Genomic DNA, 1,086 nt, shown 5'->3' with positions numbered 1-1,086 from the left:
GTCGATTACATTTTCATCGATCCACCATTTGGCGCAAATCTGAATTATTCAGAGTTGAACCATTTGTGTGAGCTTTGGCTCAAGGTGCAGACAAATTATACGCCAGAAGCGATTGAAAATAGCGCTCACGGCAAGAGCTTGACCGAATATCGGAAGTTAATGCTCTCCTGCTTTAAGGAAGCGTACAGACTTCTAAAACCCGGGAGATGGATGACCGTTGAATTTTCCAACACTAAAGCATCTGTTTGGAATAATATTCAAACGTCATTAATTGAGGCTGGTTTCATCATCGCGAATGTTTCGGCGCTTGATAAGAAGCAAGGGAGCTTTAAAGCGGTCACTACGCCGACTGCGGTAAAGCAGGATCTTGTAATATCCGCTTATAAGCCCAACGGCGGATTTGAAGAAAGATTCCTAAAAGAGGCGCAGACTGAAGAGGGTGTATGGGATTTTATCAGAACGCACTTGAGCTACCTACCTCGAATTAAAATGCGGGGGGCAGAATTACAATTTATTCCGGAACGCGACCCGCGAATCCTATTCGACCAGGTGATCGCTTATTATGTTCGACAAGATTGTCCAGTGCCAATTTCTAGCCAGGAGTTTCAGGCAGGCTTGGCACAGAGATTTGTCGACCGAGATGGCATGTACTTCTTGCCAGAGCAGGCCGCCGAATACGACCGCGCAAAAATGCAGTACGGCGCTCCCGGTGAACACCTCAACACGAYGGTCGTCGACGATGAGCAATCGGCCATTGTATGGCTGCGCGCACGGCTAAAGAACACGCCGCAGGTCTATAGCGATATTCAGCCTGCCTTCATGCCGATGCTCAGCCACCTCAAACCAAATGAACGCGAACTGTTAAGCCTTGAACTCCTGCTTAACCAGAATTTCCTCAGCTACGAAGGCAATGGGCCTGTTCCGGAACAGATCCACGCTTACCTGTCCTCCAACTGGAGAGAGCTGCGCAATCTGCCAAAGGACGACCCCGGCCTGCGCGCCAAAGCTCGCGACCGCTGGTACGTGCCCGACCCCAATAAGGGTGGCGATCTCGAAAAGCTGCGCGAGAAAGCCCTGCTCAAAGAG

Annotated in this window: 1 protein-coding gene; it reads left to right on the top strand. The window is 50.0% G+C overall.

Going from position 1 to position 1,086, the window contains the following annotated elements:
- A partial coding sequence (locus ACXJ7R_RS33900) for a DNA methyltransferase (RefSeq protein WP_457155601.1) occupies positions 1-1,086 on the top strand: 1,086 nt, incomplete at both ends.

Source organism: Mesorhizobium sp. P5_C1 (genome assembly GCF_054049815.1).
This window is presented reverse-complemented; position numbering and strand designations above follow the sequence as displayed.